Raw genomic sequence first — 23,818 nt, 5'->3', positions numbered from 1 at the left:
GATCAAAACACCGCCCCCTCACACCGCCGTAGCACTCCCCCTCCGCGCCAGCACCGCGGCCGCCGCACCGACAAGCCCCGCATCCGTCCCCATCTGCGCCGACGTCACCGTCAACCGCTGAACGAACGACAACGTGGCGTAGTTCTTGAGCGCCGCACGCAACGGAGCCAGGAGGACGTCGCCCGCCTTCCCCACTCCCCCACCGATCACAGCGATGTCGATCTCCACGAGCGTGGCGGTCGCCGCGATCCCCGCCGCCAGCGCCTGGGCGGCCCGCTCGAAGGAGGCCAGGGCCACCGGGTCACCGCCCCGCGCGGCGGCGGCCACCGCGGCGGCCGAGGCATCGCCGTCGGGCCCGGGCCGCCAGCCGTTCTCCAGGGCGCGGCGCGCGATGTTGGGACCGCTCGCGATGCGCTCCACGCAGCCACGCGAACCACACGGGCACAGATCACCGTCGAGGTCCACACTGATATGCCCGATGTGGCCCGCGTTACCGGTGGGCCCGGGGTGCAACTGCCCGTTCAGGACGAGTCCGCCACCGACCCCCGTGGACACGACCATGCACAGCGCGTTGTCGTGGCCGCGGGCAGCACCCTGCCAGTGCTCGGCGGCCGTGATGGCCACGCCGTCGCCGATCAGCTCGACGGGCAGGTCGCCCGTGACCGCGCGGACCCGCTCGACCAACGGGTAGCCACGCCATCCGGGCACGTTCACCGGGCTCACCGTGCCGGCGGAGGCGTCCACAGGGCCGGCGCTGCCGATGCCGAGCGCCTCCACCCCGCTCCACAGTGGGGAGGCGGTCAGCTCACCGAGCACCCCTTCGACGGCCCCCATCACGGTGTCGCCGTCCTTCTGCGCGGGCGTCGCACGCTGGGCGCGCACCAGGATCCGGCCCTGGCCGTCCACCAGCGCTCCGGCGATCTTGGTGCCGCCGATGTCGAGCGCGGCCACGAGGTCGGTGTGCATCAGTGTCAGTTCTCCCGCTGCTGTGTCGTACCCGCCGCACCGGACGTACCAGTGCGGTGGACAGTGTCCCTCGTACGTGACAACGTTGTCCAGGCTCTATGCTCGACGCCACATCCTCATACAACCCCATGGGCTCACAACAACCCCATAGGTTGAATGCACCCCCATGGACCGACGCAGACCCATGGACAACAGGACAGGACACCGCATCGTGCCCGAGACCGCCGCCCGCCGAGGAGACCGCCTCGCCGGAAGCCGCTACGGCAACCGGCCGACCATGAAGGACGTGGCCGCGCGGGCCGGAGTCGGACTGAAGACGGTCTCGCGGGTCGTCAACGGCGAGCCGGGGGTCACCGCGGACACCGAGCGCCGCGTGCAGGAGGCGATCGAGGCGCTGGGCTTCAGGCGCAACGACAGCGCGCGGGTGCTGCGCAAGGGCCGTACCGCCAGCATCGGCCTGGTCCTGGAGGATCTCGCGGACCCCTTCTACGGTCCGCTCAGCCGCGCGGTCGAGGAGGTGGCGCGCGCCCACGGCGCCCTGCTGATCAACGGCTCCAGCGCGGAGGACCCGGACCGCGAGCAGGAGCTGGTGCTCGCGCTGTGCGCCCGCCGCGTGGACGGTCTCGTGGTCATTCCGGCCGGCGACGACCACCGCTATCTGGAGCCCGAACTCAGGGCGGGTGTGGCCACGGTGTTCGTGGACCGTCCGGCGGGGCGGATCGACGCCGACGTGGTGCTGTCGGACAACTTCGGCGGTGCCTGTGATGGTGTCGCCCACCTCATCGCACACGGCCATCGCCGGATCGGTTTCATCGGGGACATGCCCCGCATCCACACCGCCGCCGAGCGGCTGCGCGGCTATCGCACGGCCATGGCGGACGCCGGCATACCGGTGGCGGACTCCTGGACGTCCCTGGGCGTCACGGACCCACTGCGGGTGCGCCGGGCGGCCGAGGAGATGCTGTCCGGCACCGAGCCCGTCACGGCGATCTTCGCCGGCAACAACCGTGTGACGGTCACCGTCGTACGGGTCCTCGCCGCACACTCCCGTCCGGTCGCCCTCGTCGGCTTCGACGACTTCGAGCTGGCCGACCTGCTCCAGCCGGGCGTCACGGTGGTCGCCCAGGACGCCGCCCAGTTGGGCCGCACCGCCGCCGAACGCCTCTTCAGCCAGTTGGACGGCGCCCTCGTCACCCCGGAACGCGTCGAACTGCCGACCCGCCTGATCACCCGCGGCTCGGGCGAGCTGCCCCCGGCGGACTGAGCCGCGCGTGGAGGGACGCACACTGGAGGAGCTCGGTCTGGCCGTGGCTCCGCGCGAGGAACCGCTGAGCTATCCCGGCGCGTGGCCCGAGGAGTCCGGGCTCCTCGTGGGCGACCGGATGTTACCGCTGAACGCGCACGACACGTTCGAGGGCCGCGTCCCGGTGCTCGCGGTCGGCTCGAACGCCTGCCCGGGACAACTCCGCCACAAGATGGCCGAGTTCGGTATCACCACGCCCATCCCCATGGTGAAGGCGCGGGTGACCGGCCTCGATGTCGGGGTGTCGGCGCATGTGAGCCTCATGGGGTACGTGTCGGCGTCGCCGTTCAACGCTCCCGGAACCGTACGGGAGTTGTTCCTGACCTGGCTCGACCCCGAGCAGCTCGCGGTCGTCGACGCGAGCGAGGGGGTCATGTCGCCGACGGGGGCGTACAACCGCGCCTGGCTGCCGTCGTGCGATGTGCGGGTGGAGCCCGAGCTCGACTCCGGACGGCCCCTGGCGGGCGCGTACGTGTACGTCAACCGCCGTGGCGTCCTGCACAACGGGGACCGCGTGCCGCGCAGGCACCGGGACCAGCGTTCCCTGCTCACCGAACTCCTCGTCTCGACACCGCGGTTGAGGGAGCTGTTCGGTGTCACACCGGAGGAGTTCTGTGCCCGCGCCCGCCTCGACCGGCGGCTGTGTGCCCGGGGCACCCGGCTGTTCGCCGAGGAGAAGCTGGCGGTCGCCTCCGGGCTGGAGCGCTATGTGAGGTGAGGTGAGCTGACGCGTTCGGTGTGTGGTGGGGGCGCGGTCAGCAGACCGGGAGGCCCGGCACCGGCTCGTCGTTGGCTCCGCCCTTGATGTAGACGTCGCTGACGAAGACGTTCGTGTTGCCGCTGTCGTCGTCCGTCCTGGCCCACCACACGTTGGTCCATTCGCCGGAGGTCTCGCGGCGGCCCAGGTTCTGCTGGCAGTAGAAGTAGTTGGTGCCCGCGTTGAGGGTGCCCACCTCGGTACCGGAGGCGGTGTACGACGTGGCGGTGCGCCACACCTGGCAGTTGTACTTGCCGCCGCCGATCGCGTCGCACGCGGGAGCGGGGCTCGGCTCCTCCCCGCCGCCGGTCGTCCCGCCCGTGTCACCCGAACCGCCGCCCGTGGTACCGCTGCCGGCGGTCTCGGACACCGTGGCGGACGCTTCGGGCGTGGACTCGGTCCGCCCGCTCGGCTTCGCGTCGGGGGACGGAGATCTCCTGTCGCCCTGCTCGGAGGGCTTGTCCGCGCCCTTGGAGGGTTCTGCGGATCCCCGGCTCGCCTTGTCGGAGGGCGTCGCGCTACCGCTACGGGCCGTCGATGCCCCGGCGTCGCCCTCGGATCCGTCCGAGTTGTCCATAAGAGCCACGGTGACACCCGTCGCGGCGAGCACGACGATGACGGCCACGGCGGCGAGGAGGCCGCGGCCCTTGCGGCGCCCGGGTAGTGGGGTGGTGGGTGTGGAAGCGGCGTCGGCGGTGGCCGCCGACACGGGGTCACCGGGGAGCGCCCCGAACCCTGCGCTCCCCGCGGTGTGCGGTGCCCCGGAGCCGGCGCTCGGCTGCGACGCCCCGGCACCGGCATGGCCGCCCGGCGGTGATGCCTCGGCCCCTGCGTTCCCGCCCGTCGGCCCCGTCCCGGGCCCGGAGTTCTCGCCGGACCGCGGCGGTCCGAAGCCCGGCGGTACCGACGGGACGTTCCGTTCCGTCGCCTCCCGGGAGCTCGGGGCGGGCGCACGCAGTCCCGTCGTCGGGGTGTCCGCGTCGGGCCCCTCGGCCACCGCTTCCAGCAACTCCCGGGCCCGGTCGGCGTCCGGGCGGGCCTCCGGGCGCTTGTCCATGAGCTGCCCGAGTACGGCACCGAGCGGTCCCGCGCGCTGCGGTTCCGGCAGCGGATCGACCACGATGGCGGTCAGCGTCGACCAGGTGGACGTACGGCGGAAGGGAGCCGAGCCCTCGACGGCCGCGTACAGCGTGGCGCCGAGGGCCCAGATGTCGGAGGCGGGGCCGGGGTCGTGGCCCTGGGCCCGCTCTGGTGCCAAGTAGTCGAGCGAGCCGACGAGTTGCCCGCTGCGCGTCAGATGGGTGTTCGCGTCGTCGCCGGGGTCCTCCATGGTCGCGATGCCGAAGTCGGTGAGGACGACCCGGCCCGAGCGGTCCAGCAGGATGTTGCCCGGCTTGACGTCACGGTGCAGTACGCGGGCGCGATGGGCGGCGGCCAGGGCGTCCATCACCTTGGCGCCGATCGAGGCGGCCTCACGCGGGTCGAGCGGGCCGCGCTCGCGCAGGACGTCCTCCAGGGACGGCCCGTCGACCAGCTCCATGACGATCAGCGGGCGGCTGTCGACCTCGGCCACGTCGTGCACGGCGACGACTCCGGCGTGCCGGATGCGCGCCGCCGCCCGCGCCTCGCGCTGCATCCGCAGCCGGAGGGCCTCGAGTTCGGGCCCGGCGGTGTCCGTGAAGGTGCGCAGTTCCTTGACGGCGACCTCGCGGCCCAGTACTTCGTCGACGGCCCGCCAGACGACGCCCATACCGCCGCGGCCCAACCGCTCCACGACCCGGTAGCGTCCGGCGAGGACCCGGCCGGTCCCGTCCGCCTGTCCGCCCGCCTGCCCGTTCTCCCCCGAAGACACCGTTGCCCCGTTCCTGTGTCACGCCAATGAGGTCCGCACAGCCTACGGGGCGACGGTGACCGTACGGGGCCGGAGGGCACCGCTGTGACAGGGCCGCTACGTGCCGGAGATCGTCAGGTCCGCCCGTCGCGGTGTCGCGAAGCCCTCCAGGTCGGCCCGGGTCAGACCGCCGGTCGCCCTGGCCACCTCGTCGAGGTCGAGCGCGCCGCAGTCCAGGCCGCGCAGCAGGTAGCCACTGAGCGCCTTGGCCGTCGCGGGCTCGTCCATCACGTCCCCGCCGGCACGGTTGGCGTACCGGGACAGGCGCGCGGCGGCCTGTTCGAAGCCCTCGCGGTAGAAGGCGAACACGGCCGCGTACCGGGTGGGGATGTGACCGGGGTGCATGTCCCAGCCCTGGTAGTAGGCGCGGGCGAGTGCGCGGCGGGTGAGGCCGTAGTGGAGCCGCCAGGCGGCGTGGACCTTCTCGGTCGGTCCGACGGGCAGCACGTTGGTGGAGCCGTCGGAGACGCGGACTCCGGTGCCCGCCGCCGCGACCTGCATGATCGCCTTGGCGTGGTCGGCGGCCGGGTGGTCGCTGGCCTGGTACGCCGCCGAGACGCCGAGGCAGGCGCTGTAGTCGAAGGTGCCGTAGTGCAGTCCGGTGGCACGGCCCTCGGCGGCCTGGATCATGCGGGCCACCGTCGCGGTGCCGTCGATGGCGAGGATGGACTGGCTGGTCTCGATCTGGATCTCGAAGCCGAGGCGGCCGGGTTGCAGCTCACGCTCCTTCTCGAATGCCTCCAGCAACCGCACCATGGCGGTGACCTGCTCGGCGTACGTCACCTTGGGCAGGGTCAGGACGAGCCCGTCGGGCAGGCCGCCGGCCTCCAGCAGGCCGGTGAGGAAGATGTCGAGGGTGCGGATGCCGCGGTCGCGGACGGGCGCCTCCATGCACTTCATGCGGATGCCCATGTACGGGGCCGCCGTGCCCTTGGCGTACGCCTCCGCGACGATGCGGGCCGCGCGGGCCGCCGTCTCGTCCTCCTCGGTGTCGGGGCGTGCGCCGTAGCCGTCCTCGAAGTCGACGCGCAGGTCCTCGACGGGCTCGTGCTCCAGCTTGGCGCGGACACGGTCGTGGACCGGCTCGGCGAGGTCGTCGCTGAGGCCGAGCGCGGTCGCGAAGGCGGCGGCGTCCGGGGCGTGCTCGTCGAGGGCGGCGAGGGCACGGTCGCCCCACGAGCGAATCGTGTCGGCGGCGAACACGTCCGCGGGGACGTAGACCGTGTGGACGGGCTGACGGGTGCCCGGGTCGCCGGGATAGTGGCGCGCCAGCTCGGCGTCGATCGGGGCGAGAGAGGCGCTGATCTCCTCACTGACGGCACCCGCGAGGCTCGTCGTCACGTGCTCCTGTCGGCCCTGCCCCATCCCAGACCTCCAACTTTCCGTTTTGCGGAATCAGTAATCCGTATGGTGAAGCTATCCGGGCGTCTTCCTGCCGGTCAACACATGGACAGGGCCTCTCTGTGTGGGATCCGCCATGATCACAGCAGTCACACCCTCTTCTTCCGTATTGCAGTACACACCCTTCATCCTGGCTCCCAAGAGGAGGAGAACGCGTGCCGAACGACCTACGGGTGACACGCCGCCAAGGCCTGAGGACCGCGGCGGCCGCCGCCCTCGGCGTGCCGCTGCTGACCACGGCGGGGTCCACTCTGCCCGCCGTGGCCGGCGAGCACGCGGGCGCTCTGAACGTCATGACGTTCAACGTCCGCTTCGCGACCGTCGTCGACGACAGCCCGCGCTGGGCCGTGCGCCGACCGGTCATGCGGGAGTTACTGCGCCGCGAGCGACCGCATGTCATCGGCACCCAGGAAGGGCTCTACCAGCAGCTACGCATGATCGAGAAGGACCTCGGCGCGCACTACGACTGGATCGGCACCGGCCGTGGGGGCGGCAGCAAGGACGAGTTCATGGCCATCTTCTACGACACCCGCAGACTGGAGCCGATCGAGTTCGACCACTTCTGGCTTTCCGACACTCCGTATGTGATCGCCTCCAACACCTGGGGGGCGGACTGGCTGCGCATGGTGACCTGGGTCCGCTTCGCCGATCTCGCCGACGGTGGACGGGAGTTCTACGCGCTCAACACCCATCTGGACAGCGTGAGCCAGTACGCCCGCGAGCGCTCCGCGAAGCTCATCGGCAAGACGATCGCCGGGTTCGACCCCTCGCTGCCGGTCATCGTCACCGGCGACTTCAACGCGGCGGCGCACAAGAACCCGGTGTACGACCTGATGCTGGACGCCGGGCTCGTGGACGCCTGGGACAAGGCGGGCACGCGCAGTGCGGCGTACGGGACGCACCACGGCTACCGGCCGCCGAGACCCGAGGGCAGGCGCATCGACTGGATCCTCACCACGCCCGGGGTGACCACGCACTCGGCGGCGATGAACACGTTCTCCATCGACGGGATGTTCCCGAGTGACCATCTGCCGGTGCAGGCCTCGCTGACCCTGGGCTGAGCGGCGGCCCGGAACGCGCCGAGGCTCCCGTGCCCGTCCGGATGTCCGGACGGGCGCGGGAGCCTCGTACGTCAGAAGGCGCAACCGAAGCCGCTCAGCCCTTGCGGGACTTGACCTCCTCGGTCAGGGCCGGGACGACGTCGAACAGGTCGCCGACGATGCCGTAGTCGACGAGGTCGAAGATCGGGGCCTCGGCGTCCTTGTTGATCGCCACGATCGTCTTCGAGGTCTGCATACCGGCGCGGTGCTGGATGGCGCCGGAGATGCCGGAGGCGATGTACAGCTGCGGGGAGACGCTCTTGCCGGTCTGGCCGACCTGGTTGGAGTGCGGGTACCAGCCGGCGTCCACCGCGGCACGCGAGGCACCGACGGCCGCGCCGAGGGAGTCGGCGAGTGCCTCGATGATCGCGAAGTTCTCCGCGCCGTTGACGCCACGGCCACCGGAGACCACGATCGCGGCCTCGGTCAGCTCCGGACGGCCCGTCGACTCACGGGGGGTGCGGCCGGTGACCTTGGTGCCGGTGGCCTTGTCGGAGAAGGACACGGCCAGCGCCTCGACCGCGCCCGCGGCCGGGGCGGCCTCGACGGCGGCGCTGTTGGGCTTGACCGTGATGACGGGGGTGCCCTTGGCGACACGGGACTTGGTAGTGAACGAGGCGGCGAAGACGGACTGCGTGGCCACCGGGCCCTCCTCGCCGGCCTCCAGGTCCACGGCGTCGGTGATGATGCCGGAGCCGATGCGCAGCGCCAGGCGGGCGGCGATCTCCTTGCCCTCGGCGGAGGAGGGGACCAGGACGGCGGACGGGGAGACGGCCTCGTACGCGGCCTGGAGGGCGTCCACCTTCGGGACGACCAGGTAGTCGGCGTACTCGGCGGCCTCGTGGGTGAGGACCTTGACGGCGCCGTGCTCGGCGAGGGCGGCGGCGGTGTCGGCGGCGCCGCCTCCCAGCGCGACGGCGACCGGCTCGCCGATGCGGCGGGCCAGGGTCAGCAGCTCCAGGGTGGGCTTGCGGACGGCACCGTCCACGTGGTCGACGTAGACGAGGACTTCAGCCATGGGACTTCTTCTCTCCTGCTTGCGAAGTGTGCGGGGCGGTAAGCGACTGCGGTGCCTTTAAATGAACTTCTGGCCCGCGAGGAACTCAGCGAGCTGCTTGCCGCCCTCGCCCTCGTCCTTGACGATCGTGCCGGCGGTGCGCGCCGGGCGCTCGGTCGCCGAGTCGACGACCGTGTAGGCGCCCTCCAGACCGACCTCCTCGGCCTCGATGTCCAGGTCCTCCAGGTCCCAGGACTCCACCGGCTTCTTCTTGGCCGCCATGATGCCCTTGAAGGACGGGTAACGTGCCTCACCCGACTGGTCGGTGACCGAGACGACGGCCGGCAGGGACGCCTCCAGCTGCTCGGACGCGGCGTCGCCGTCACGGCGGCCCTTGACCACGCCGTCCTCGACGGACACCTCGGACAGCAGGGTCACCTGCGGCACGCCCAGACGCTCGGCGACCAGCGCCGGTACGACACCCATGGTGCCGTCGGTGGAGGCCATGCCCGAGATGACCAGGTCGTAGCCGGCCTTCTCGACCGCCTTGGCCAGGACCAGGGAGGTGCCGATGGCGTCGGTGCCGTGCAGGTCGTCGTCCTCGACGTGAATGGCCTTGTCGGCGCCCATGGACAGCGCCTTGCGCAGCGCGTCCTTGGCGTCCTCGGGGCCGATGGTGAGCACGGTGATCTCCGCGTCGTCGGCGTCCTCGGCGATCTGCAGCGCCTGCTCCACCGCGTACTCGTCGAGCTCCGAGAGCAGACCGTCCACGTCGTCACGGTCGACGGTCAGGTCATCGGCGAAGTGCCGGTCGCCAGTGGCGTCGGGCACGTACTTCACAGTGACAACGATCCTCAAGCTCACGCCGGCTCTCCTACTGCATCGTCATTTCTGGGCTGCCTTCCACCAGGCAGCATAGGCGCCTGAAGCGGCCGATCCCGGTCGGGGCGGCCCGCGCTCCGAGCGAAATATTACTCGCCAGTACGCACTCTAGGCTCCCGCAGTAGGTTCCCTCTAAGCAAGCGCTTTGAACTGTGACCTTGACAACGCTGCGTAATCAAGCGGGAATCACCTTGTCGTCCGCGGGAGTCGTCACTCGCGCAGGCCGTTGAAGCGTCCCTGGTGGTACAGCAGCGGACTGCCCGCCCCCGTGGGATCACCGAGGACGACCTCCGCGAGGACGATGCGGTGGTCCGCCGCGGGGACCCGCGCCACCACGCGGCAGACGAGCCAGGCGAGCACATCGTCCAGGACGGGAACTCCCTGGGCTCCCGTACGCCATTTGGTGGGCGCCCCGAAGCGGTCGGCGCCGCTCCGGGCGAAGGTGGCGGCCAGTTCCTGCTGGTGTTCGCCGAGTATGTGCACGCCGACGTGGCCCGCCCGGGAGATCACCGGCCAACTGGAGGCTCCGGTGCTGATGCCGAAGGAGAGCAGCGGGGGCTCGGTGGAGACCGAGGTGAGCGAGGTGGCGGTGAAGCCGACGGGCGTGTCGCCGTCCTGCGCCGTGATCACGGCCACTCCGGCCGCGTGGCGGCGGAAGACGGAGCGGAGGAGGTCGGGAGAGGCGAGCTGAGCGGTGCCGAGGCTGGGGCCGGCGGTCATGGAGTTGTCCTTCTGCAGGAGGTGACGAGCGGTTCCGTGGCTGCTCATCAGCTCGGACAGCGAGCGCTCGCCGTCCGGGCGAGGTCCACATGGACGCGCTCGAAGAGAAGGAGTTCCGGGGGCATACGGTCAGGCTGACGATAGTTGACGCATACAGTCAAGTGCGTCCCGGCATCTGGGAGACGGGTCACCGTTGTGAACCGGTCGAGAGGGCGTCGGCGGATCACACGGCCTCGCCGAGTGCCGCGATCACATCCGCCTTGCGGGGCTGGCCGGTGGCGCGGCGCACGATGCGGCCGTCGGCGTCGAGGACGAGCACGGTGGGGGTCTTGAGGATGTCCAGGCGGCGTACGAGGTCGAGGTGTTGCTCGGCGTCGATCTCCACGTGGGCGACCCCGGGGACCAGCCCGGCGACCTCGGCGAGCACCCGTCGAGTGGCCCGGCAGGGCGCGCAGAAGGCGCTGGAGAACTGGACGAGCGTGGCTCGCTCACCGAGCCCCTCCCCCAACTCCGCCGCACCGAGCCGCTTGTCGCCGTCCCGTACGCGCACCCTGACTCTCCCGCTCCGCCGCCGCTGCAGCACTCCGTAGGCGCTCGCCACCGCGAGCACCACCACGCACACCACCAGTCCGGTCATCGCACCCTTCAGCGTTCACGAGACTGCAAAGATTCCCGGCTCCACTCAGCGTTTCCCCTGCGGAATGCTTGATTCATGGACATTGACGTGAGGGGGCCGCGCTTCGGTGCCGCCCTGACGACCGTGGTGCTGGCAGTCGTGCTGATCACGGGCAGCGCCTGGCTGCTGGCCTGGCAGACCTTCGCGTTCGCGCTGGGCGCGGCCGGCGGGGTGGGGCGGTCGCCGTACGGCTGGCTGTTCCGGAAGGCGGTACGGCCGCGACTCGCCCCGCCCACCGAGTTCGAGGCGCCCGAGCCGCCGCGGTTCGCCCAGGCCGTCGGGTTCGTCTTCGCGGCCGTGGGACTCGTCGGATACACGATCGGCCCCGAGTGGCTGGGGCTCGCGGCGACCGGCGCGGCACTCGCGGCCGCCTTTCTCAACGCCGCGTTCGGGTACTGTCTGGGATGCGAAATGTTCCTGTTCGTCCGGCGAGTGACCGTACGTACGGAGTAATGGCGGGCAGGATTCACGAGTTGTTCGGGCCAGCGACGTGACGAGGATCTCGCCGTTGCCCGGCTCCAGGGCTGGTTCCCCGTGCGTTCTTGGGGCACCATCTGCGAGATGCCGTAAACCTACGGCTGCGTAACTTCCCGCCGGGAGTCCCTTCCCTGGCAGAGAGAAGGGTCCACTCCGTCCTATGGCTGAGCTTGTGTACCGCCCCGTCGTCGGCCTTGCCGTCACCCTGTTCAAGGCTTGGGACCTGAAGATCGACTGCAAGGGCTCGGAGAACATCCCGCGGTCGGGCGGTGCCGTGCTGGTGAGCAATCACATCAGCTACCTGGACTTCATCTTCGACGGCCTCGCCGCCCTGCCGCAGAAGCGTCTGGTGCGCTTCATGGCGAAGGAGTCGGTGTTCCGGCACAAGATCTCCGGTCCGCTCATGCGGAGCATGAAGCACATCCCCGTGGACCGGAACCAGGGCGAGGCGGCGTACGCGCACGCGCTGGACTCCCTGCGGTCCGGTGAGATCGTGGGCATCTTCCCCGAGGCCACGATCTCGCGGTCGTTCACGCTGAAGAGCTTCAAGTCCGGCGCCGCCCGACTGGCCCAGGAGGCGGGCGTCCCGTTGGTGCCGATGGCCCTGTGGGGCACGCAGCGGCTGTGGACCAAGGGCCACCCGCGCAACTTCAAGCGCAGCCACACCCCGATCACGATCCGCGTCGGCGAGGCCATCGAGGCGTCCAAGGACAAGTACGCGGGTGCCCTCACCCGGCAGGTGCGAGAGCGCGTCCAGGAGCTGCTGGAGGCCGCCCAGCGCGCCTACCCCGTACGCCCCAAGGGCCCGGACGACACCTGGTGGATGCCCGCACACCTGGGCGGCACGGCCCCGACGCCGGAAGAGGTCCGCGCGGCGGAGGCCCTCTGAGGGACCTCGCCGTGAAGGCGGCGCGGACGCCCGGCAGGACGAGCCCCGCGCCTGCCGCACGTGACCACTCGCGACCACGGCGGCCGGCGGCTGTGGCCGAGCCCGCGGCGTCGGCCACGGTCACTCACGGCGTTCGCGGCTCGTGCACCGTGATGCGTGCCCCGGGGCTGAACTTCTCCAGCAGTTCGGCGAGTTCCGCGCCGGCGGTCTCGACGTCGGCGACCGGCATCGGCGCCAGGCTCTCCAGCAGGAAGAGTGCCGAGGTGCTGTCCTCGGCCAGCCTCGTACGCGGGCCCTGGCGCCAGTTCCAGCGGCGGCAGGTCACGCCCACCTCGTCGCGCCACACCACCTCTCCGGCGTCGGGGTGTTCGACGACCTCCTCGCCACCGGCGACCGTCACGAAGTCCTCCTGCCCCGTCGCGCGGACGAGGCTCATACCGCCCTGGATGCGGTCGAGGTCCTCCCCGCCGACCGGGATCAGGTGGGCCACACTGATCGCGTTGTAGAGATCGACCAGCAGGTTGATCCGGGGCAGGCCGGCCTCGGACAGTGCCCGCTTGGCCAGCGCCTCGGCCGAGTTGCGGGTGCGCGACGGCTTGGAGCCGAAAGCCGTGTAGGCCTCGCGCCAGGCCGCCATGTGCGGGTCCTCGTGCGGGGCGCGACCGTCCAGACGTACGGCGAGCCGACGGGCGGCGTCGTCGAGGAGCGCCGAACTGTCTTCCGTGGTGGGCCCGTTGACAAGTCCGTGCGCCTCGATGACCACATGCGTGAAGCCGGGCGCGAGGGAGCGCACGTCGTCGGACACGGTCAGCGTGAGAGTCATCGTCTGCCTCACAGTGCGGTGGGGAGCGTCTTCCAGAGGTACGGCCGGTCGGGGGCGGCCTTCAGGGCACTCAGTACGACCGGATGCGGTTCAGCGTACAGCACTGGATAGTCCATCTCATTGGACTGTGGATCGGGTACGAAGGCCAGCCGCTCACCCTCGAGGGAGAACTGCGCGTCCACCCCCTCCTTGTTGCCCCGCGGGTCCTGACGGTGCCAGGCGCCGTTGAACCGCACCGCGACCAGACCGTGCACCACATGGCCGCCGCCGTCGTCGTCATGCACGAGCCTCTGGTAGCAGAACGCGGTCGGGATGTCCTCCGCCCGCAACAGCGCGGCCAGCGCGTGGGCCTTGGCGTAGCAGATCCCCGTGCCCTGCTCCAGGACGTCCGAGGCCCGCCAGGTGACACGAAGGTCCCCCGAGTCCTGCGAGTGGGGAATGACGTCCCGGACGAACTCGAAGGCGGACCGCGCATAGCCATACGAGTCCTCCACCCCGAGAGCGAGCCGCGCGGCCGCGTCACGCACGAGGGGGTGATGGTGGTCGACGACCTCGTCGACGGCCAGATAGGCGGACAGGTCAAGGGTTTCCTGGATCAGCTGCATGCAGGCAGAGCATAGGAAAACGATCACCCGAGAGTCAATGACTTTTCGAGTGACCGCATACCTATGCAGCGATCTAAGTGCAGCGGCGACCTATCGCGCCATCTCCTCCTTGAGCGCCGCCACGAACCCGTCCACGTCCTCCTCGGTCGTGTCGAACGCGCACATCCAGCGGACGTCGCCGGCTGCCTCGTCCCAGAAGTAGAAGCGATAGCGCTTCTGCAGCCGCTCGCTCACGTCGTGCGGCAGACGCGCGAAGACCGCGTTGGCCTGCACGGGGTGGAGGATCTCCACGCCGTGGACCGCGCGCACCCCCTCGACGAGCCGCTGGGCCATCTCGTTGGCGTGCCGGGCGTTGCGCAGCCACAGGTCCCTGGCGAGCAGGGCCTCCAACTGCGCCGAGACGAAGCGCATCTTGGAGGCGAGCTGCATGGACAGCTTGCGCAGGTGCTTCATGTGGCTGACCGCGTCCTGGTTGATGACGACTACCGCCTCACCGAACATCGCGCCGTTCTTCGTCCCGCCCAGGGAGAGGATGTCGACCCCGACCGCGTTGGTGAACGTGCGCATGGGGACGTTCAGGGAAGCCGCCGCGTTGGCCAGCCGGGAGCCGTCCACGTGCACCTTCATGCCGTGTGCGTGGGCGTGCTCGCAGATCGCGCGGATCTCGTCGGGCGTGTAGACCGTGCCGAGTTCGGTGTTCTGGGCGATCGAGACGACCTGCGGCATCGCACGGTGCTCGTCCTCCCAGCCGTACGCCTGCCGGTCGATCAGCTCGGGCGTGAGCTTGCCGTCGGGTGTCGGGACGGTGAGCAGCTTCAGCCCGCCGACACGCTCGGGCGCCCCGCACTCGTCGACGTTGATGTGGGCGCTCTCCGCGCAGATCACCGCGCCCCACCGGTCGGTGACGGCCTGGAGCGCGATGACGTTGGCGCCCGTGCCGTTGAAGACCGGGAACGCCTCGGCGCTCGCACCGAAGTGGCTGCGGATCACCTGCTGGAGGTTCTCCGTGTAGGCGTCCTCGCCGTAGGCGACCTGGTGGCCGCCGTTGGCCAGGGCCAGAGCGGCGAGCACCTCGGGGTGGGCCCCCGCGTAGTTGTCGCTGGCGAAGCCGCGGATCTCCGGGTCGTGGTGGCGACGGGCGTCGGTCTTCGGAGGGTTCACGGCTTCTCGGTCAGCCACAGACGGTTTCCGTTCAGTTCGGCGGCGGGCTTCTCCCAGACGCCGACGATGGACTCGGCGAGGTCCTTGACATCGGTGAAGCCCGCGAACTTCGCGTTGGGACGCTCGGCGCGCATCGCGTCGTGCACCAACGCCTTCACGACCAGGATGGCAGCCGCGGAGGTCGCCCCCTCGGCCCCCTCGGCCTTCCCGGCCTTGCGGAAGTAGTCGGCCAGCGCCAGCGTCCACGCCTCCGCCGCGGCCTTGGCGGCGGAATAGGCGGCGTTGCCCGCGGTCGGCTTGCTCGCGCCCGCCGCGCTGATCAGGACGTACCGGCCGCGGTCGCTGTTCTGCAGCGCCTCGTGGAAGGCGAGGGAGGTGTGCTGCACGGTACGGACGAGGAGCAGCTCCAGCAGGTCCCAGTCGTCGAGGCTCGTCCTGGTGAAGGTCTCGCTGCCGCGCCAGCCGCCGACGAGGTGGACGAGGCCGTCGACACGCCCGAAGTCCTTCTCGATGTGGGTGGCCCAGTCCTGCGTGGACTGGCGGTCGAGCAGGTCGACCGTGTCGCCGATGACGGTGGCGCCGCCGTACGCGTAACGCGCCGCGTCCACGGCCTCCGCCAGCCGCTCCGGGTCGTTGTCGGAGCCGACGACGACCGCTCCCGCGTCGGCGAGTCGCATCAGGGTGGCCCGGCCTGCGGGTCCGCCCGCCCCGGCCACCGCGATCACCGCACCGCTCAGTGCCCCGTTCCTGTTGGTCATCGTCGCCTCCTGAGCCGGCTGGGCGTTGTCGGTACGGGTGGCGCTCACGCGGCGACCCGCTGGGCGCTCTCCGCAGTGATACCCCGGGTCGAGGCGATCACAGCTTTCAGCTTCTTGGAAAGCGCCTCATAGAACATGCTCAGCGGAAACTCGTCCGGAAGCACGTCGTCGACGAGTTTCCGCGGGGGCTGCGCGAGGTCCAGGGCCTCAGGGCCCTTGGCCCAGCGGGAGCCCGGGTGCGGGGCGAGGTAGGTGGCGACCAGCTCGTACCCGGCGAACCAGTGCACGAGCTTGGGGCGGTCGATGCCGTCGCGGTACAGCTGCTCGATCTCGGCGCACAGCTGGTTGGTGACCTGGGAGGCGCGCTGCCAGTCGATGAAGAGCTTGTTGTCGGTCCAGCGGACGACATCGTGTTTGTGCAGGTAGGCGAAGAGGAGCTGACCGCCGAGACCGTCGTAGTTGCGGACGCGCTCGCCGGTGACGGGGAAGCGGAACATCCGGTCGAACAGCACCGCGTACTGCACGTCACGGCCCTGCGGGAAGCCGTCGGCCTCCAGCTTCACGGCCTCCCTGAAGGCGGTGAGGTCGCAGCGCAGCTCCTCCAGGCCGTACATCCAGAACGGCTGCCGCTGCTTGATCATGAACGGGTCGAAGGGCAGGTCGCCGTGGCTGTGGGTGCGGTCGTGGACCATGTCCCACAGGACGAACGCCTGCTGGCAGCGGTCCTGGTCGGAGACCATCTCGCGAATGTCGTCCGGCAGTTCGAGCCCGAGGATGTCGACGGCGGCCTCGGTGACACGGCGGAAGCGGGCGGCCTCGCGGTCGCAGAAGATACCGCCCCAGGAGAAGCGCTCCGGTGCCTGGCGCACGGCGATGGTCTCCGGGAAGAGGACGGCCGAGTTGGTGTCGTAGCCGGCGGTGAAGTCCTCGAAGGTGATGCCGCAGAACAGCGGGTTGTCGTAGCGGGTGCGCTCCAGCTCGGCCAGCCAGTCCGGCCACACCATGCGCAGGACGACCGCCTCCAGATTGCGGTCCGGGTTGCCGTTCTGCGTGTACATCGGGAAGACGACCAGGTGCTGCAGGCCGTCCTCGCGGTGGGCCGCGGGCTGGAAGGCGAGCAGCGAGTCGAGGAAGTCCGGCACCTCGAAGCCCTCGTCGACCCAGCGGCGCAGGTCCTTCACGAGCGCCTGGTGGTAGGCGGCGTCGTGCGGCAGCAGCGGCGAGAGCTCCTCGACGGCGTGGACGACCCGGCGCACGGCCAGCTCGGCGTCCGACGGGTCGGGGGCGCCCTCGGCGTCGAAGTCGATGGAGCCGTCCTTGGCCTGCCATGGCCGGATCTGCTCCACGGCACCCTTGAGCACGGGCCAGGCCGGGTGATCCACCACCTTGACCACAGGAGGAACCCGCTCCTCCGAACCCACCTGCACAAGAATTTCCGTCATGACCCATCCTCCACGGGAGAACCTCGCGTAAGGACACCGTATGTAGAGGTGGATCGTTCTCGCAAGACCAGCCATCAGGAAGTTGTCCTGTGGAATCTCACATTCACCGGCAATTTTCCTGCACGAAGCAGATTCGACAACGACTTCAGCTTCGTTCGACCCATCGGTCGATCCCATTGAGTGCACCGGTGTGACGGGAGTCAAACGTCCGCCGGACTCGCCCACTCAGGAGTGACCGAATCCTTGCGGTCGGTGACGGAACCTTCCTGCTCTTTGGCGGCGCACGCCTTCACGACCCCGTGCACGACCGGATGCATCACGCGCCCGGACGACTACGCTGCGGCCTTGCCGCGTGGAGCGCTCCCTTCCGGCCACGCGGCCCGAGCCGCCGTCGACGGAAGCGAGTCAACCTTGAACTTCCTCACCATCGGTCATCGCGGGATCATGGGCGTCGAGCCCGAGAACACCCTCCGTTCCTTCGTCGCCGCGCAGCAGGCCGGCCTCGACCTCATCGAACTCGACCTCCACCTGAGCAAGGACGGCGCCCTCGTCGTCATGCACGACGCCGACGTGGACCGTACGACGGACGGCGCCGGGGCCATCGCCGACAAGACCCTCGCCGAGCTGCGCGCCCTGGACGCCGGCCGTGGTGAGCGCGTCCCGACGTTCGAGGAGGTCCTGGACGCGGTGAAGGCCCCGCTCCAGGCCGAGATCAAGGACGTGGCGGCGGCGCGGGCGCTCGCGGAGGTGATGCACCGCCGTGACCTGGTCTCGCGCGTGGAGGTGCTGTCCTTCCACGACGAGGCGCTCGCCGAGATCGCCCGGCTCGTCCCGGGCGTGCGCACCGCGCTGGTGGCCAGCCGCTACGGCACGGACGTCGTGGAGCGCGCCACCGCGGTCGGTGCGACCACGCTCGTCCTGAACATCCGGCGGATCACACTGGAGATCGTCGAGCACGCCCGCAAGGCGGACCTGAAGATCATCGGCTGGGTGGTGAACACTCAGGACCACCTGCGGCTGGTGCGCGCGCTGCAGCTGGACGGCGCGACGACCGACTACCCGGAGATCAAACGCACGGGCCGCTTCACGGCGTGACGGACTTGGGAGCGGTTTCGGCCCCCGGCTGCACCAGCTTCTTGACCAGCAGCTCGAACTGCAGGTCGTCGCGCTGGGGGATGCCGAACCGCTCGTCGCCGTACGGGAAGGGGGTCATCCGTCCCGTACGGCGGTAGCCGCGCCGCTCGTACCAGGCGATGAGGTCGTTCCGCACGGAGATCACGGTCATGTGCATCTCGTCGGCGCCCCAGGTCTCGCGCGCGGTCCGCTCGGCCTCCGCGATGATGACCTTGCCGAGCCCGGTGCCCTGGAGCTTCGGGCTGACCGCGAACATCCCGAAGTAGGCGTGGTCGCCGCGGTGTTCGAGGTGGCAGCAGGCGACGACGGTGCCGTTGCGCACGACGGTGAGCAGACGGCTGTCGGGCGCCTTGATGACCGCGAGGACGCCCTCGGGATCGGTGCGCTGCCCCCGAAGGAGGTCCGCCTCGGTGGTCCATCCGGTCCGGCTGGAGTCGCCGCGGTAGGCCGACTCGACCAGCGCGACGAGGGCGTCCACATCGGAGTCGGTGGCATCGCGGAACGTCAGGTCGGAGGCGGCGGTGTCCATGGGGTGGCTCCTGGATCGGGCGGTGGCACGGCGCGGGCACCGATGAGCGTAATCCTTCGCCCACTACGCTCCCCATGTATGGTCCACGTACTGAGCAGCCGAATCCTCCTGCGCCCCACCGACCCCGACCGCTCCCGCGCCTTCTACGGCGAGCAGTTGGGCCTTCCCGTCTACCGCGAGTTCGGCACGGGCCCCGAGCGCGGCACCGTGTACTTCCTCGGCGGCGGCTTCCTGGAGGTCGCCGGCCGCTCCCAGACCCCGCCGTCGCCCGCGCTGAAGCTGTGGCTCCAGGTCGCGGACGTGACGGCGGCGCACGAGGAGCTCACGAAGGCCGGAGTTGAGGTGCGCCGGCCTCCGGTGAAGGAGCCGTGGGGGCTGGTCGAGATGTGGATCGCGGATCCGGACGGCACCGAGATCGTGCTCGTCGAGGTACCCGCGGACCATCCGCTGCGGCACCGGCCGGGGATCTGAGAACCGGCCTCACCGGCCGGGGCCGTCCTGTGAGGGCGCGTCAGACGCGCGGGGCGCCGAGCCTGCCCTCCAACTGGATCAGCAACTCGCCCAGCAGCGCCGCCAGGTCGTGCTGCCGGTCGGCGTCGACCCCGGACAGTACGGCCCTCTCGTAGGCGAGTTGCTCCGGGAGGATCGCGTCGACGAGGTCGCGTCCCGCGTCGGTCAGGCGTACGTGGGCCACTCGGCGGTCACGGGCGTCTCCGCGCCGTTCGACCAGGCCGCGCTCCGTCAGCAGCTTGAGGCGTTTGGTGACGGCGGCGCCCGAGGAGAAGGTCTCGCGGGCGATCTCGCTGGGAGTCAGTTCGTGGCCGGTGCGGCGCAGGGTGCCGAGGACGTCGAACTCGGGGCGGGCCAGCCCTGCGCGGCGCAGCGGTGCGTCCTCGGCCTGCTGGAGGAGCGCGGCACAGCGGTTCACCCGGCCGATGATCTCCATGGGACCGGTGTCCAGGTCGGGGTGGACCGTCTGCCACTGGCGCACCACCTTGGCCACTGTGTCCCCGGTGGCCGTCCGCCCGTTGCCTGCCGTCATGCCGGTGTGCCCTCCGAAGCGTGCCGTCGTACCGTCGCCGCGAGCGTACGGTGTCCGGCTCGCTCGGCGCGCACGACCCGCTCCTCGGGCAGGGCACGTTGCCGCCACTCCCCGGCCGCGGCGTCGGCGGCGGCACGCAGGTCGGCGAGTGCGGCGGCGAGGCCACGGCGGGCGGTTTCCAGGGCGCCGGGGGTGGCGGATGCGTCGGCGACGGTCCGGGCGGCGTGTTCGCGGGCTCGTTCCGCGGCGGCGAGGGCGCTCTCGACGCGGTCGCCCGCACGCCGGTTGGTGACGGCGACCGCCGCCACGAAGCCCACGAGGGCGCCGACGAGGGTGTCCAGGATCCGGTCGGTGATCAGCTCGCCGGGCCGCTCGAACCGTACGAACTCGGTGACGAGCAGCGCCATCGGGGTCACGCACACGCTGCCGAGCCAGTAGTTGCGGCTGATCAGCGCCTCGGTGCCGAAGGTGAGGGCGAGGCAGCACAGCACGAGGGCGAGCCGGCCGAGGTGGGCGAGCGGGGCGACGGCCGCGAAAGCCAGCACACCGACGAGGTTGCCGACGACGCGCTGCACGGCCCGGTTCCAGGTGAGGGTGAGGTTGGCCTGGTACAGCGAGGCGGCGGTCACCAGGGCCCAGTAGGGGCGGCCGACGCCGATCGCGAGGGAGACGTACCCGGCGAGGGCGCACCCGAGCGCCGTGCGCGCGGCCAGGGGCGTGAGCGGACCGAGGTGGCGCCACAACGATCGTGGGGGCGTCGCCCGTTCCGCCTCCACGCCGAGGAGTTCGTCGACCGCGTCCCCCTGGGCGCGTACCCGCGGCACTGGCCCGGCGCCCCGCAGTGCGCGGGCCCAGGCACGCAGCCGCGCGGGCTCGGCGTCGGCGGGTGCGGCGAGCGCGACCTCGGCGCGCACCAGGAGCCGTTCCAGGGCGAGCCGGGGTGCCGAGCGGTCGCCGGTGGAGAACAGCGTGTGCCAGGCGGCCTGGACAGCGGCGGCGGCACGGGCCCTCGCCTCCCCCTCGGCCGTTTCGGAGTTCACATCGGCGTGGACGGCGGCCGCGTCGAGCGCCTGTGCGACGGCCCGGCGCTCCGGCCCGTGCGGCCGTACGAGACCGGGGACCATGCACACGATCCAGGCCCAGGCACCCGCCGCGGCGGCCAACGCGAGATGGCCCGGGACCTGGTCGAGGCTCTGCGGCACGAAGAGGGCCGCGGAGCTGACGAAGGTGAAGATGATGTTGGCGGGCGGCCCGATGCGGGTCGCGTCGCACAGCGCCTTCTGCACGGCGGCCAGCAGGGAGCCCACCGTGACCAGGACGACGGCGTCCGTCGTCAGCGAGGCCGTGACGAGCGCGACGCCGAGACCGCCGAGCATGCCCAGGACGACACCGGCGAGAACGCGGGCGCGAGCGGCGTACGGGCGGTGGTGCGCGTAGAGCGCGCAGAGCGATCCGGCCATCGCGTACAGGGCGAGGTCGAGACGGCCGAGCGCCACCAGCGTCAGATTCGGCGGGGCGACCGCGGCGACCGCGCTCAAGGCGGGCTTGAACCAGATGTCGGAGGGCCGCCCGACGCGCAGCGCGCCGGAGAGCGGGAGCCGGCGGGCACGTGATGGTCTGATGCTGCTCATGCAAGAACCTTAGCAGGTAATTTACTCGTGAAAGATCTCGGCATATCCGCGGCCTATCCGATGCCCCTCCCGCACGCCCCCCGTACACCCTTGCGCTCGCGTGCACACCGCGTGCTCCGGGCATGCCCTGACTGTCTGTCCGTCCTCCAGCCAAGCCGTCGAGCGCGGAGGTGCACGGTGCACGGACCGGTTTCGCCCGGTTGGCTGCTGGTCGCGCTGTGCGTGGCGACCGGGGTCCACTGCCTGCTGCGGACCCGCAGCTCCGTCGAGGAGCAGCGCCGCTCCGCGGGCGGTGAGGCGCTCATGGGCTTCGGCATGGCCGCGATGGCGGTGCCAGCCACCGCCCTGACCCCGCCGCGCTGGGCCTGGCCGGCCTACGCGGTCCTGTTCGGCGCGGCCGCGCTGCGTGCCCTGTGGGCGGCCCGGACGAACCGGCGCCACCTGCACCACTCGGTGGGCGCGCTGGCGATGACCTACATGGCGGCGGTGATGGCCGCCGCCCCCGGTGGTCATGGCGCGCACGGCGTCTCCGGGGTGCCCCTGCTGACAGGTGCGCTCCTGCTGTACTTCACCGCGTACGTCCTGTGGACCGGCGCCCGGCTGGTCCCCGTGGCGGCCCTCGCGAGCGGCCCACGCTCCACCGGCACTGTGGGCTGGGGCGACCGGCCCGAGGTGGCGCGGGCGAGCCGGCTGTCGATGGGGATGGCGATGGTCGCCATGCTGCTGGCGCTGTGACCGGGCCCCTCGGAACGAGCCCTCGCCCTCGGGGCTCGACGAAACCGTGGTCTGCGTCACTTTGCCGTCCGTGACCATGTCCCCGTGGGCCGCGTCACTCATAGGCTTCGCCCATGATGGTCCCCGCAGCGCTGATGCTGCTCGGCGCTCTGACCGCCGTCGTCGCCCCGCGGCTGCTCGCCCGGGCCGACTGGCCGGACCGTGAACCGGTGGTCGCCCTGTGGATGTGGCAGTGCGTGGTCGTCGCCGTGCTGCTGTGCTGCGCGCTGTCGATGACGCTGAGCGCGGCCGCCGCCTGGGTGGCCGTGCGGGGCCATGTGTTCGCGCCGGCGCCGCACGAGGTCGTGGAGGCGTACGCGCTGAGCACGGGTCACCCGTGGGCCGCGACAACCGCCGTGGCGCTCGCGTGCGGTGGCCTGTGGACGGCCGCGATGCTGGTCCGCGAGATCGCGCGGGCGCGCCGGCGCCGTCGGCAGCGGCGGACCGAACTCCTGGTGCGCGCCCCTCTGTTGCCGGGCGAGGAGCCCGGCACCGACCGTCTCGTGGTCCTGGAGGGCGAGCGCGCCGACGCCTGGTGGCTGCCGGGGACGGCGCCCCAACTGGTCATCACCACGGCCGCGTTGCGGCGCCTGAAGGGACGTCAGCTGGACGCAGTCCTCGCGCACGAGCAGGGGCACGCGCGGGCGCGGCACGACTGGCTGCTGCACTGCTCGGGCGCGCTCGCGAACGGGTTTCCGCAGGTGCCCGTGTTCGCCGCGTTCCGTGACGAGATGCACCGGCTGGTCGAGCTCGCCGCCGACGACATGGCCTCACGCCGCTTCGGCCGCCTCACGATCGCCCTGGCGCTCGTGGGGCTCAACGAGGACCGGGGAGTTTTCGGCCCGTGTCCGACGCCGGAGGCCCATGTCCCGCAGCGCGTGAACCGGCTCCTCACTCCCCCGGACCGCCTCACCGCCGCACGACGGCTACGTCTGACGGCAGCCGCGGCGCTGGTGCCCGTGATCCCCCTGCTGGTGGCGTTCGTACCGGGGCTGCGGGCACTCGGCTGACCGATCGGGAACCCTCGCGCGCACCGCGGCAGGGGTTCACGGGATCTCTTCGGACAGAGATCAACGAGTCAACCGGACGACATGGTTCCCATCGCGCCACGTGATGGGAACCTCACGCTCCGGCGTTGGCCTCCGACCCCACTGGTCGGCGAGGATCGCCTTATGCACCCCGTGTCCGTCGACTCACCGCCCCGCCCGCCCGGCACCCGGACCGTCGTACGCACCGCCGGCGCCCTCGCCCTGCCCTTCGTACTGCTCCTGCTGCTGGTGGCCGTCTCCTGGCAGCCGCTGATGTCGCTCGACGGCGACATCGCGCGCACCACGCACGGCTGGGCGGTCGACGAGCGAGGCGTCACCCAGCTGTTCCGCGTCCTGACGGACTGGGTGTGGGACCCGGTCACCATGCGCGTCATCGCCGCGGCCGCCATCGTGTGGCTGGTGTGGAGACACGCGGCCCGGATGCTCGCCGTGTGGGTGGCCGCGACCTGCGCCCTGGGCACCCTGGTCCAGCAGGGCCTGAAGGCCGCGATCGGCCGGGAGCGGCCCGTGTGGCCCGACCCCGTGGACTCCGCCCACTACGCGGCGTTCCCGTCGGGCCACGCCATGACGGCCACGGTGGTGTGCGGCCTGGTGCTGTGGCTGATGCACCGGTACGGCGCCGGACGCGTCCTGTGGCGTACGGCGGTCACCGTGTCCGCGGTCTCCGTCGTGGGCGTCGGCCTGACCCGCGTCTGGCTGGGCGTGCACTGGGTGTCGGACGTGCTGGGCGGCTGGCTCCTGGGGGCGCTGACGGTGGCGCTGGCGGTGTGGTCGTACGAGAAGTGGCTTGGCGCGAGGCGTTCTTGACCTG

25 protein-coding genes are annotated in these 23,818 nt (G+C 71.1%); 10 read left to right on the top strand and 15 right to left on the bottom strand.

What is annotated here, in order from left to right:
• Positions 1–18: 18 nt before the first annotated feature.
• A complete protein-coding gene (locus tag FNH08_RS07645) occupies positions 19–966 on the bottom strand; it encodes an ROK family protein (RefSeq protein ID WP_152770523.1) in 948 nt (315 codons plus the stop codon).
• A gap of 184 nt (positions 967–1,150) precedes the next feature.
• On the opposite strand from FNH08_RS07645, the gene FNH08_RS07640 reads away from it, so the two are divergent.
• Both FNH08_RS07640 and FNH08_RS07635 read left to right on the top strand, forming a co-directional pair.
• Positions 1,151–2,230 carry a LacI family DNA-binding transcriptional regulator gene (locus FNH08_RS07640; protein ID WP_152770520.1) on the top strand — a complete coding sequence of 360 codons (1,080 nt, stop codon included), beginning with the start codon at positions 1,151–1,153 and terminating at the stop codon, positions 2,228–2,230.
• A gap of 7 nt (positions 2,231–2,237) precedes the next feature.
• On the top strand, positions 2,238–2,987 hold the full coding sequence (locus tag FNH08_RS07635; RefSeq protein WP_322723956.1) for a hypothetical protein: 750 nt from the start codon (positions 2,238–2,240) through the stop codon (positions 2,985–2,987).
• Positions 2,988–3,024: 37 nt separating this feature from the next.
• Here the strand turns inward: FNH08_RS07635 and FNH08_RS07630 are convergent, their stop codons facing one another.
• Complete coding sequence (locus FNH08_RS07630) at positions 3,025–4,878, bottom strand: serine/threonine-protein kinase (RefSeq protein WP_322723955.1); 1,854 nt, start codon at positions 4,876–4,878, stop codon at positions 3,025–3,027.
• A 96-nt stretch (positions 4,879–4,974) separates the two neighbouring features.
• Positions 4,975–6,282, bottom strand: a complete 1,308-nt coding sequence (locus FNH08_RS07625) for a DUF6986 family protein (protein ID WP_152770518.1) — start codon at positions 6,280–6,282, stop codon at positions 4,975–4,977.
• 191 nt (positions 6,283–6,473) lie between these two features.
• On the opposite strand from FNH08_RS07625, the gene FNH08_RS07620 reads away from it, so the two are divergent.
• Positions 6,474–7,379: an endonuclease/exonuclease/phosphatase family protein gene (locus tag FNH08_RS07620; RefSeq protein WP_322723953.1), complete on the top strand. Its 906-nt coding sequence runs from the start codon at positions 6,474–6,476 to the stop codon at positions 7,377–7,379.
• 94 nt (positions 7,380–7,473) lie between these two features.
• On the opposite strand, the gene FNH08_RS07615 is transcribed toward FNH08_RS07620, so the two are convergent.
• The 4 genes from FNH08_RS07615 to FNH08_RS07600 form a co-directional block, all read right to left on the bottom strand.
• On the bottom strand, positions 7,474–8,436 hold the full coding sequence (locus FNH08_RS07615) for an electron transfer flavoprotein subunit alpha/FixB family protein (RefSeq protein WP_152770517.1): 963 nt from the start codon (positions 8,434–8,436) through the stop codon (positions 7,474–7,476).
• A 57-nt stretch (positions 8,437–8,493) separates the two neighbouring features.
• Positions 8,494–9,279 (bottom strand): electron transfer flavoprotein subunit beta/FixA family protein, encoded by a 786-nt coding sequence (locus tag FNH08_RS07610; RefSeq protein WP_322723951.1) that lies wholly within the window; start codon positions 9,277–9,279, stop codon positions 8,494–8,496.
• Between the two features lie 228 nt (positions 9,280–9,507).
• On the bottom strand, positions 9,508–10,017 hold the full coding sequence (locus FNH08_RS07605) for a flavin reductase family protein (RefSeq protein WP_152770515.1): 510 nt from the start codon (positions 10,015–10,017) through the stop codon (positions 9,508–9,510).
• A 223-nt stretch (positions 10,018–10,240) separates the two neighbouring features.
• Entirely contained in the window at positions 10,241–10,654 is a 414-nt protein-coding gene (locus FNH08_RS07600; protein WP_152770513.1) for a thioredoxin family protein, read from the bottom strand.
• 75 nt (positions 10,655–10,729) lie between these two features.
• On the opposite strand from FNH08_RS07600, the gene FNH08_RS07595 reads away from it, so the two are divergent.
• Both FNH08_RS07595 and FNH08_RS07590 read left to right on the top strand, forming a co-directional pair.
• Positions 10,730–11,146, top strand: coding sequence for a DUF4395 domain-containing protein (locus FNH08_RS07595; protein ID WP_152770512.1), 417 nt, complete (start codon positions 10,730–10,732; stop codon positions 11,144–11,146).
• A 184-nt stretch (positions 11,147–11,330) separates the two neighbouring features.
• On the top strand, positions 11,331–12,059 hold the full coding sequence (locus FNH08_RS07590) for a lysophospholipid acyltransferase family protein (RefSeq protein WP_152770510.1): 729 nt from the start codon (positions 11,331–11,333) through the stop codon (positions 12,057–12,059).
• A 124-nt stretch (positions 12,060–12,183) separates the two neighbouring features.
• Here FNH08_RS07590 and FNH08_RS07585 read toward each other — a convergent pair whose 3' ends face one another.
• The 5 genes from FNH08_RS07585 to FNH08_RS07565 form a co-directional block, all read right to left on the bottom strand.
• Positions 12,184–12,882 carry a B3/B4 domain-containing protein gene (locus FNH08_RS07585; protein WP_152770508.1) on the bottom strand — a complete coding sequence of 233 codons (699 nt, stop codon included), beginning with the start codon at positions 12,880–12,882 and terminating at the stop codon, positions 12,184–12,186.
• An 8-nt stretch (positions 12,883–12,890) separates the two neighbouring features.
• Complete coding sequence (locus tag FNH08_RS07580; RefSeq protein ID WP_152770506.1) at positions 12,891–13,487, bottom strand: transglutaminase domain-containing protein; 597 nt, start codon at positions 13,485–13,487, stop codon at positions 12,891–12,893.
• 90 nt (positions 13,488–13,577) lie between these two features.
• Positions 13,578–14,648, bottom strand: coding sequence for a threonine aldolase family protein (locus FNH08_RS07575; RefSeq protein ID WP_322723949.1), 1,071 nt, complete (start codon positions 14,646–14,648; stop codon positions 13,578–13,580).
• Entirely contained in the window at positions 14,645–15,406 is a 762-nt protein-coding gene (locus FNH08_RS07570) for an SDR family NAD(P)-dependent oxidoreductase (RefSeq protein WP_152770504.1), read from the bottom strand. Before FNH08_RS07570 ends, FNH08_RS07575 begins: the two co-directional genes overlap by 4 nt.
• Positions 15,407–15,450: 44 nt before the next feature.
• Positions 15,451–16,848 (bottom strand): DUF6421 family protein, encoded by a 1,398-nt coding sequence (locus FNH08_RS07565; protein WP_152770503.1) that lies wholly within the window; start codon positions 16,846–16,848, stop codon positions 15,451–15,453.
• Between the two features lie 411 nt (positions 16,849–17,259).
• Between FNH08_RS07565 and FNH08_RS07560 the strand changes: the two genes are divergently transcribed.
• On the top strand, positions 17,260–17,943 hold the full coding sequence (locus tag FNH08_RS07560) for a glycerophosphodiester phosphodiesterase (protein ID WP_152770501.1): 684 nt from the start codon (positions 17,260–17,262) through the stop codon (positions 17,941–17,943).
• Here the strand turns inward: FNH08_RS07560 and FNH08_RS07555 are convergent.
• On the bottom strand, positions 17,933–18,511 hold the full coding sequence (locus tag FNH08_RS07555; protein ID WP_152770500.1) for a GNAT family N-acetyltransferase: 579 nt from the start codon (positions 18,509–18,511) through the stop codon (positions 17,933–17,935). The genes FNH08_RS07560 and FNH08_RS07555 overlap by 11 nt on opposite strands.
• A gap of 78 nt (positions 18,512–18,589) precedes the next feature.
• Here FNH08_RS07555 and FNH08_RS07550 point away from each other — a divergent pair, with 78 nt between their 5' ends.
• Positions 18,590–18,982: a VOC family protein gene (locus tag FNH08_RS07550; RefSeq protein WP_152770498.1), complete on the top strand. Its 393-nt coding sequence runs from the start codon at positions 18,590–18,592 to the stop codon at positions 18,980–18,982.
• 40 nt (positions 18,983–19,022) lie between these two features.
• Here FNH08_RS07550 and FNH08_RS07545 read toward each other — a convergent pair whose 3' ends face one another.
• Entirely contained in the window at positions 19,023–19,553 is a 531-nt protein-coding gene (locus FNH08_RS07545; protein WP_152770497.1) for a MarR family winged helix-turn-helix transcriptional regulator, read from the bottom strand.
• Positions 19,550–21,184 (bottom strand): FUSC family protein, encoded by a 1,635-nt coding sequence (locus FNH08_RS07540; protein WP_152770496.1) that lies wholly within the window; start codon positions 21,182–21,184, stop codon positions 19,550–19,552. The genes FNH08_RS07545 and FNH08_RS07540 overlap by 4 nt, the downstream gene beginning before the upstream one ends.
• 177 nt (positions 21,185–21,361) lie before the next feature.
• On the opposite strand from FNH08_RS07540, the gene FNH08_RS07535 reads away from it, so the two are divergent.
• The 3 genes from FNH08_RS07535 (at position 21,362) to FNH08_RS07525 (ending at position 23,814) form a co-directional block, all read left to right on the top strand.
• Positions 21,362–21,919, top strand: coding sequence for a DUF5134 domain-containing protein (locus FNH08_RS07535; protein WP_322723948.1), 558 nt, complete (start codon positions 21,362–21,364; stop codon positions 21,917–21,919).
• A 113-nt stretch (positions 21,920–22,032) separates the two neighbouring features.
• On the top strand, positions 22,033–22,968 hold the full coding sequence (locus FNH08_RS07530; protein ID WP_152770495.1) for a M56 family metallopeptidase: 936 nt from the start codon (positions 22,033–22,035) through the stop codon (positions 22,966–22,968).
• Between the two features lie 162 nt (positions 22,969–23,130).
• Positions 23,131–23,814 (top strand): phosphatase PAP2 family protein, encoded by a 684-nt coding sequence (locus FNH08_RS07525; protein ID WP_152770494.1) that lies wholly within the window; start codon positions 23,131–23,133, stop codon positions 23,812–23,814.
• Positions 23,815–23,818: the final 4 nt, after the last annotated feature.

It is taken from the genome of Streptomyces spongiae, assembly GCF_009377185.1.
Classification (GTDB): Bacteria; Actinomycetota; Actinomycetes; order Streptomycetales; family Streptomycetaceae; genus Streptomyces; species Streptomyces spongiae.
The sequence above is the reverse complement of the archived record's forward strand: the minus strand, read 5'-3'. Positions and strand labels throughout refer to the sequence as shown.

Coding starts and splice junctions, on each gene's coding strand:
- FNH08_RS07645 (WP_152770523.1), bottom strand. CDS start 966: ATGCACACCGACCTCGTGGCCGCGCTCGACATCGGCGGCACCAAGATC.
- FNH08_RS07640 (WP_152770520.1), top strand. CDS start 1,151: ATGGACAACAGGACAGGACACCGCATCGTGCCCGAGACCGCCGCCCGC.
- FNH08_RS07625 (WP_152770518.1), bottom strand. CDS start 6,282: ATGGGGCAGGGCCGACAGGAGCACGTGACGACGAGCCTCGCGGGTGCC.
- FNH08_RS07615 (WP_152770517.1), bottom strand. CDS start 8,436: ATGGCTGAAGTCCTCGTCTACGTCGACCACGTGGACGGTGCCGTCCGC.
- FNH08_RS07605 (WP_152770515.1), bottom strand. CDS start 10,017: ATGACCGCCGGCCCCAGCCTCGGCACCGCTCAGCTCGCCTCTCCCGAC.
- FNH08_RS07600 (WP_152770513.1), bottom strand. CDS start 10,654: ATGACCGGACTGGTGGTGTGCGTGGTGGTGCTCGCGGTGGCGAGCGCC.
- FNH08_RS07595 (WP_152770512.1), top strand. CDS start 10,730: ATGGACATTGACGTGAGGGGGCCGCGCTTCGGTGCCGCCCTGACGACC.
- FNH08_RS07590 (WP_152770510.1), top strand. CDS start 11,331: ATGGCTGAGCTTGTGTACCGCCCCGTCGTCGGCCTTGCCGTCACCCTG.
- FNH08_RS07585 (WP_152770508.1), bottom strand. CDS start 12,882: ATGACTCTCACGCTGACCGTGTCCGACGACGTGCGCTCCCTCGCGCCC.
- FNH08_RS07580 (WP_152770506.1), bottom strand. CDS start 13,487: ATGCAGCTGATCCAGGAAACCCTTGACCTGTCCGCCTATCTGGCCGTC.
- FNH08_RS07570 (WP_152770504.1), bottom strand. CDS start 15,406: ATGACCAACAGGAACGGGGCACTGAGCGGTGCGGTGATCGCGGTGGCC.
- FNH08_RS07565 (WP_152770503.1), bottom strand. CDS start 16,848: ATGACGGAAATTCTTGTGCAGGTGGGTTCGGAGGAGCGGGTTCCTCCT.
- FNH08_RS07555 (WP_152770500.1), bottom strand. CDS start 18,511: ATGGACACCGCCGCCTCCGACCTGACGTTCCGCGATGCCACCGACTCC.
- FNH08_RS07550 (WP_152770498.1), top strand. CDS start 18,590: ATGGTCCACGTACTGAGCAGCCGAATCCTCCTGCGCCCCACCGACCCC.
- FNH08_RS07545 (WP_152770497.1), bottom strand. CDS start 19,553: ATGACGGCAGGCAACGGGCGGACGGCCACCGGGGACACAGTGGCCAAG.
- FNH08_RS07540 (WP_152770496.1), bottom strand. CDS start 21,184: ATGAGCAGCATCAGACCATCACGTGCCCGCCGGCTCCCGCTCTCCGGC.
- FNH08_RS07530 (WP_152770495.1), top strand. CDS start 22,033: ATGATGGTCCCCGCAGCGCTGATGCTGCTCGGCGCTCTGACCGCCGTC.
- FNH08_RS07525 (WP_152770494.1), top strand. CDS start 23,131: ATGCACCCCGTGTCCGTCGACTCACCGCCCCGCCCGCCCGGCACCCGG.